Source organism: Myxococcus vastator, assembly GCF_010894475.1.
Classification (GTDB): Bacteria; Myxococcota; Myxococcia; order Myxococcales; family Myxococcaceae; genus Myxococcus; species Myxococcus vastator.
Genome location: NZ_JAAIYB010000436.1, coordinates 1 through 6988 on the forward strand (window position 1 = coordinate 1; position 6988 = coordinate 6988).

Genomic DNA, 6988 nt, shown 5'->3' on the forward strand with positions numbered 1-6988 from the left:
AAGTTNATAAGAGACAGGGGGTGGGGTTGGCGGGCAGCGATTCGAAGACGATGACGGCGTTCTCCACCTCCAGCCGCTCGTTGCCCAGCGTCAGCCGGACCTTCGTCCCGCGCATGTGCGTGGTGCCCTGGCGGGCCTCGGGCGAGCCCGTCACCACCAACACGCCGCTGGGCACGTCGTACTCGGCGCGCTCGCCGCGGGCCATGCGGTCGCCGTCCACGGCCTTCACCCCGCCGGTGCACACCACGCGCGTCACTTCGCGCTGAGGGGTGTAGTTGGCCGTCATCCGGTCACAGTCCAGGTCCAGCGTGCGGTGCTTCACCTTCACGTTGCCGGTGAGGGTGGCCTGGGACTTCTGGAAGGTGACGTTGTCGCCCTTGATTTGGACCGGCTCCGTCAGCGCCTTGCCGCCCAGCGCGGCGGGAGGCGTACCCCGCGCGGGAGTGGCGGCGACCGCGGGCGCGGGCTGCGCGACGAAGAAGGCCATCACGAGGAACTCAATCACTCTGGCGCTCCCAGCACGGACTCCACCGAGCCCGCGAAGTTGAACGTCTCGTCCGGGAAGAACAGCTCGAAGCGGTCCGCCCGCAGCCGGTAGTCAGGTCCCTTCACCGTCACGCCCTCGTTTCCATGCGCCCGCTCCGTGGTGGCGTCGTACGTCAACCGGGGAGTGCGGGCCTCCATGCCCTTCCCGGTGCGGATGATGACACCGCCCGAGGCCACCACCTGCTTGGACGCGAGGCTCCCCTCCATATTCGGGGCGCTCACCTCCACGCCGCCCTCCGTCCCGGGGGGCGCTCCCTGGGGAGGCGACCCCGGCGGAATCCGAATCGTGGCGTCAGTGGCCCACACCTCGCCGGTGGTGCGCTGGTAGGACACCTGCCGGGCCGTGCCGGAGCGGATGAGCCGGTCGCCCTCGAAGGACTCCAGGCGCGCGCCGTGCAGCACCACCTCCGGGGGAGGCTGGCCGCCAGACGCACCCTCGCCGGGGCCCGGCTTGCAGCCAGGGGCGAACACCAGGAGGACGAGGCTGGCGGCGAGCAGGCGAGACACAGGGCTTCCTTATCACCCGGCGGATGCGGGCGCCGCCTCCGGAAGTGGGACGTCCGCGCTCACCGGTGGACGCGTCTTCCAGCGCTGGTGCATCCACACCCACTGCTCCGGCGTCCGCCGGATGGCGGCTTCGATTCGGCTGGACAAAGCGGCGGTGAGGGCCAGGGCGGCCGCCTCGCGGTCCGTGTCCGGGGGCACGGGGACTTCCTCCATGGACAGGCGGTACCCCGCCCCTTCGCGGTGGCAGAAGCCCGTCACCACCGCCGCGCCGGTGCGGAGGGCCAGGTCGGCGGCGGCGCGCGGGGTGGCGGCCAGCTCCCCGAAGAAGGGCACGAAGAGGGACTGCACCTTCGTGTCCTGGTCGATGAGGATGCCGAGGATTTCGCCGTTGCGCAGGGCGCGCAGCATGGCCCGGGCGGCGCCTTCCTGGCCGCGCCAGATGCTCCGCACCCCACCGCGAGCCCGGAACTGGCCCACCAGCTCCGTCAGCCGGGGGTCGGTGGTCTCCTTGGCGATGCTCTGGCTGGGGTAGCCGGCGCGCGCCACGCGGCGGGCGAGCAGCTCCCAGTTCCCCACGTGCCCGGACACGAAGACGACGCCGCGCCCCCGGGCCAGGGCCATCTCCAGCACCTGCCTGTCGGCGTCCGGCCAGGCGACCAGGCGCTCCAGGGCCTCGTCCAGGGCCCCGGTGCAGGCCACCTCCAGCGCGGCGGCGCCCAGGTGACGGAAGGCGTCGCGGGCCAGGGCCTGCCGGTCCGCGTCCGACTTCTCCGGGAAGGCCACGCAGAGGGACTTGAGGGCCTTGCGGCGCTCCCCTCCGGCCAGGGCGTAGGCCAGGGCCCCCAGGCGTGCGCCCAGGCTCCGGGCGACGCCCAGGGGCAGAGGTTGAAGGAGCAACAAGACGCCACGGATGAGCACGTAGCGGAGGAAACGCTTGAGGCGCTTTGCTAAGGGTGGACGCTCCACGAGGCGTTCAATATCCCATGCGCGAATACAACTTCGACGGGCTCGTTGGGCCCACCCACAATTACGGCGGCCTCTCGCCCGGCAACCTGGCGTCGCAGACCCACGTCGGTGAGCCCAGCCACCCCCGGGACGCGGCCCTCCAGGGGCTGGAGAAGATGCGCTTCGTATCCGCCCTGGGGGTGGGACAGGCGGTGCTGCCGCCCCAGCCGCGCCCCTCCCTGCACGCGCTGAGGGCGCTGGGCTTCACGGGCTCGGACGAGGAGGTCATCACCCGGGCCGCGCGCGAGGCCGAGCACCTGCTGCGCCTGACGTCCAGCGCGTCCTCCATGTGGACGGCCAACGCGGCCACGGTGGCGCCTGGCGCGGACACGGCGGACGGCCGGGTGCACCTGACGCCGGCCAACCTGTCGCAGATGTACCACCGGGCCATCGAGGCGGAGACGACGCACTCGGTGCTGCGCGCCATCTTCTCCAACGAGAAGCACTTCGCGGTGCACGCGCCGCTGCCGGGCAGCAGTCACTTCGCGGACGAGGGCGCGGCCAACCACACGCGGCTCGCCACGCCCGGGCACGCGGGCGTCCACCTGCTCGCCTGGGGCCGCAGCGCGTGGCAGGACGTGCAGGGCCCCAGCCGCTTCCCCGCGCGGCAGACGCTGGAGGCCAGCCAGGCGCTGGCGCGGCTGCACCAGCTGGACGCGAAGTCGGTGCTCTTCCCGCAGCAGCACCCGGAGGGCATCGACGCGGGGGCGTTCCACACGGACGTCCTGGCGGTGGGCAACGAGCGGTTCCTGATGCTGCACGAGCTGGCCTTCGTGGACCCCGCGGGGCTCCTGGCGGTGCTGCGCGAGAAGCTGGGCCAGGACTTCCGCGCGGTGGTGGCCACGAAGGCGGAGCTGCCGGCGAAGGACGCGGTGAAGGCGTACCCGTTCAACTCGCAGGTGCTGACGCTGCCGGACGGCACCATGGCGATTGTGGCGCCGGTGGAGAGCCGGGAGACGCCCGCGGCGAGGCGGTTCCTGGAGCGCGTGGTGGCCGAGGACACGCCGGTGAAGGCCGTGCACTACCTGGACGTGCGCCAGTCGATGAACAACGGCGGCGGCCCGGCCTGCCTGCGCCAGCGGGTGTGGCTGACGGACGAGGAGCGCGGGGCCATCAAGGCGGACGTCTTCTACACGCCCACGCTGCATGACTCGCTGGCCGGCTGGGTGCGGCGACACTACCGCGAGGTGCTGCGGCCCAAGGACTTGCAGGACCCGCAGCTGGCTCGGGAGACGATGACGGCGCTGGATGAGCTGACCCGGATTCTCAACCTGGGCAGCGTCTACGACTTCCAGCGCTGACATGTGCCGGACGCCCGTCTGCCCTACGAACGGGCGTCCAGGCCCCCCGTGGTCGGCTGCAAGTCCGAGTGTGACAGGCACCCGTGGCCGGACGCGCTGGCGGTCATCACCTTCTTTCGAGAGGAGGTGAGATTCCCCATGATTCCCGAAGCGATACAGCACTATCTGCGCCGCAACGGGGTGCGTTTCGAGCGGTACTGGCACCCGCGTGCCGTCAGCGCCCAGGAAGTGGCCGAGTCGCTCCACGTCTCCGGCTGGCGCGTGGCCAAGTCCGTCATCGTGATGGCGGACCGGCAGCCTTGGATTGTCGTCGTCCCCGCGGCGGGCACCGTCGACCTGAACCAGGTCCGAGCCATGCTGGGTGCCCGACACGTCCGCCTCGCGACCGAGCCGGAGTTCTCTGGCCACTTTCCCGACTGCGAGGTGGGCGCGGAGCCCCCCTTTGGTGAGCTCTACGGCCTGCCCGTCGCCGTTGATGAATCCCTCAGCCTGGCGGACCGGCTGCTCTTCCGCGCGGGCTCCCACGAAGAGACGATTGAACTGCGCTTCCAGGACTTCGCCACCCTGGAGTGGCCCGTGGTGGCCTCTTTCATCGCGCAGGCGCAGCAGTTCCAGGCCGCGACCCACGCCGACGCGCCCAGCCGTCCACGCGAGGAGGCCCACGCGCACGTCTGAACCGGAGCGAGGCCCGGGCACCTAATCCGCGTCCCGAGCCTCGCCATCCACATCCGGGCCACGCAGCAGGTACTCCAGCTCCGCCGCGCGCGGGTCGTCCGACAGCGTCTTGCGCCGCGACTCAACGCGCGCGCGCTCCGCCCCTTCCAGCCGCGACACCCAGGCCCGTGCCTGGGCCCGCGCGCCAGCGGGGAGGTGCCGCATGCCCTCGTGGACCGACCGCGCCGCCGCGTCATAGCGCCGCAGCGCCTCCTGCGTCCGCGCCACCGCGAAGAACGCCTCCGCCCCAGGCGCGAGCCGGGCCGCTGACTGCCGCCGCTCCAATGCGTGAGAGAGCAACCCCTCGCGCTCCAGGCACGCGGCTTCCATGGCCAGCAACCGCGCGCGCTGGGCGTAGTCCGTGATGAAGGGCGCCAGCGCCTTGAGCGTGTCCTTCGCCCGTCGTGTCAGCCCCGCCTCCAGCTGCTGCGCGGCCAACTGGAAGGACAGCACCACGTTGCCCGGGAAGCGCGCCAACAGCCGCTCCAACGCCTGCAGGGCCTCCTCCCGCTTCCCCTGCGCGCGAAGCACTTCGGCGCGCAGCAGGTGCGTGTCCAGCGCATCCGGCGCCAGGCGCTCCACCTGCGCCCGCGCGGCCTCCGCCGTCTCCAGGTCCCCTCGAAGGATTCGCAGCCGGGCCTCGCGCGCCCACAGCGCCGCGGCTTCCGGCTGCCCCGCGAAGTGCTCCCGCGCCCAGCCCGAGTACTCCAGCGCCAGCGCCAACCGCCCCGGCGTGTTGGTCAGCGCATCCAGCAGCCGCACCGCGGCCACCGGTGACCGCGGCGTCAGCACCCTGAGCGCCGCCAGGGTCTCCGCCTGGGGCAGGGCCTCGCCCAACAGCACGGTGGCATCCCCGGCCTCGTGCGCCAGCCGGTACTCCAGGAAGCCCTGCGAGCTTCGCCCCAACGCCAACAACGCTCGCGCCGCCACTCGGTGGGAGCTGGCATCCAACGGCGCCAGGTACAGCGCCCGGTTGACCAGGGCCAGCGCCTCCCCTGCCCCCTCACGCCCTCGCGCAGCGTGCGCTGACGCCACCAGCCGGTAGAGCAGGTAGTCCGAGGGGTGCCGGTCCACCAGCGCCAGTCCCCGCGTGTGCACGTCCCGAGCAGACGCCCCCGAGGTGACGAGCCGCACCAGCTCCGCCTCCGCGTCGCCCAGGCGATGGCGGCCGGGCACCAGCGCCACCAGCGCCACCGCCGTGAGCGCCAGCCCCGTCCCCAGCACCGCCGCCGAGGGGCGCGCGCACCACGCCTTCTCGACGGCGCGCTCCCGGGGACGCGCCACCGCGCCCAGCGCCACCAGCGCCGCCACCGCGCAGGCGGGCAGCTCCAGGCTGAAGTCGAAGAGGTCATGCAGCGCCAGCGCCGCCACGCCCGCGAGCGCCGCCAGGTCCACCGTCTCCAGCCCCTCACGGCGCAGCAGCCGCAAGAAGCCCCAGACGGCCACCCCCAGCAGCACCAGCCCCAGCGCGCCCAGCTCCGCCGCGGCCTGCAACACCGCGTTCTCCGGGTGCGTGAAGGTGTTGGGATTCGGCTCCGACTGGTAGCGCGGAAACGCCGCCTCGAAGGCGCCGCGGCCCATGCCCAGCAGGGGAAACGCCCGCGCGGAATCCGCCAGCATCGGCCACAGCGCCACCTTGGACTGGCGCAGCTTCTCCACGCTGTCCGCGGTGCGCGCCTCCGCCCAGAAACCGTCCGCCGCCGTGTACGCGCCCACCATCAGCACGCCCAGCAACCCCAGCAGCGCCGCGGCGCTCCGGGCCCACACCGGGGGCGCCCCTTCACCGGACGCGTGCCGCTTGCGAAGCAGGAGCAGCGCCAGCAGCGCCTGTCCGAAGGCGAAGAAGGCGATGCCCCCGCGCGACAGCGACAGCACCACGCCCAGCCCCGACACGCCCGCGGCCACCGCGTATGGCAACGCCCGCGACTGCCTTCCGCGCGTCAGCGCCAGCCCCACGCCCAGCGTGGACGCCAGCGCGAGGAAGCCCGCCAGGTGGTTCGGGTTCCCGAACGGCGTCACCAGCGTGGGCCGCGCGTGCACCCAGGGCATCAGCCCGAAGAGGGCTTTCACCCCCAGCAGCGCATGGCCCAGCCCCACCACCGTGAGGCCCGCGCCGGTGAAGACCACCGCCGTCAGCAGCCGCTCCCGGCTGCCCCGCGAGCGACTCACCTGCACCGCAGAGAGGAAGGCCAGCAGGTAGGCCAGGTGCTTCGCCAGCTCGCGCCAGGTGGCGGACGGGTCCAGCGACACCGGCCGCGCCCGCTCCAGCCCCAGCGGCACCAGCGCGAACTCCCGCAGCGCGGCCGCCTCCGGGCTCAGCAGGCGAAGGACGCCGTCCGGCAGGGGCACCAGTTGCACCGCACACAGGCCCGCCCCCGCGGCCAGGGGCACGGCCAGCAGCGGAACGCGCAGCGACTGGCCCTGCCGCTTCGCCCCTACCGCCGCCAGCACCGCCGCCGCGCCGGACAGCAGCACCAGCGGCCCCAGCAGCCACCCGGCGGCGCCGCCCAACGCCAGCGGACACACCACGACGAGCGCCACCAGCGCCGCCTCGGCGAACAGGGTGAATCGGGAGGCACTTCGGGAGGCGCGGGGCATGCGTGGATGGGCCGGGTGAGTATCACAGCACCCACGCGCCTCGCCCGTCCCCCCGACTCCAGTACGAGCCGCCAGGAGACCGGACGTGCTCGAAAGCAGACATCCCGAGACTAAAAGGAAAAGGCGACCAGCGGGATGCCAGGCCGCGGCGTCCAGGGCCGCGTCTGCATGGCGCCACGCGCGTCCCGCCGGGCCTTCACGTCCCGCAGCTCGTCCTCCAGTCGGATGCGCTCACGGACCCGCTCCTCGCGGAGGGCCCGGTTGAGGCCCGCCTCCTTGGAGCCCGTGACGATGCCCGCGATGAGCAGCCCCACCCC

Annotated in this window: 6 protein-coding genes and 1 pseudogene; 2 read left to right on the forward strand and 5 right to left on the reverse strand. The window is 72.9% G+C overall.

Annotated elements, in window-relative coordinates; genetic code table 11:
- The 3 genes from G4D87_RS30605 to G4D87_RS30615 form a co-directional block, all read right to left on the reverse strand.
- On the reverse strand, positions 1–505 hold a 505-nt coding region (locus tag G4D87_RS30605), incomplete at its 3' end, for an LptA/OstA family protein (RefSeq protein WP_163786238.1).
- On the reverse strand, positions 502–1053 hold the full coding sequence (locus G4D87_RS30610) for an LptA/OstA family protein (RefSeq protein WP_163786239.1): 552 nt from the start codon (positions 1051–1053) through the stop codon (positions 502–504). The genes G4D87_RS30605 and G4D87_RS30610, both read right to left, overlap by 4 nt.
- Before the next feature lie 12 nt (positions 1054–1065).
- Entirely contained in the window at positions 1066–2019 is a 954-nt protein-coding gene (locus tag G4D87_RS30615) for a lysophospholipid acyltransferase family protein (RefSeq protein WP_163786240.1), read from the reverse strand.
- 17 nt (positions 2020–2036) lie between these two features.
- On the opposite strand from G4D87_RS30615, the gene astB reads away from it, so the two are divergent.
- Positions 2037–3359, forward strand: a complete 1323-nt coding sequence (astB, locus tag G4D87_RS30620; RefSeq protein WP_163786241.1) for an N-succinylarginine dihydrolase — start codon at positions 2037–2039, stop codon at positions 3357–3359.
- A gap of 138 nt (positions 3360–3497) precedes the next feature.
- On the forward strand, positions 3498–4034 hold the full coding sequence (locus tag G4D87_RS30625; protein ID WP_205507777.1) for an aminoacyl-tRNA deacylase: 537 nt from the start codon (positions 3498–3500) through the stop codon (positions 4032–4034).
- 21 nt (positions 4035–4055) lie between these two features.
- Here G4D87_RS30625 and G4D87_RS30630 read toward each other — a convergent pair whose 3' ends face one another.
- Positions 4056–6671, reverse strand: a complete 2616-nt coding sequence (locus G4D87_RS30630; protein WP_163786242.1) for an O-antigen ligase family protein — start codon at positions 6669–6671, stop codon at positions 4056–4058.
- Between the two features lie 110 nt (positions 6672–6781).
- Positions 6782–6988, reverse strand: a pseudogene (locus G4D87_RS30635) (hypothetical protein); the annotation flags it as partial.

Coding starts and splice junctions, on each gene's coding strand:
- astB (WP_163786241.1), top strand. CDS start 2,037: ATGCGCGAATACAACTTCGACGGGCTCGTTGGGCCCACCCACAATTAC.
- G4D87_RS30630 (WP_163786242.1), bottom strand. CDS start 6,671: ATGCCCCGCGCCTCCCGAAGTGCCTCCCGATTCACCCTGTTCGCCGAG.
- G4D87_RS30625 (WP_205507777.1), top strand. CDS start 3,498: ATGATTCCCGAAGCGATACAGCACTATCTGCGCCGCAACGGGGTGCGT.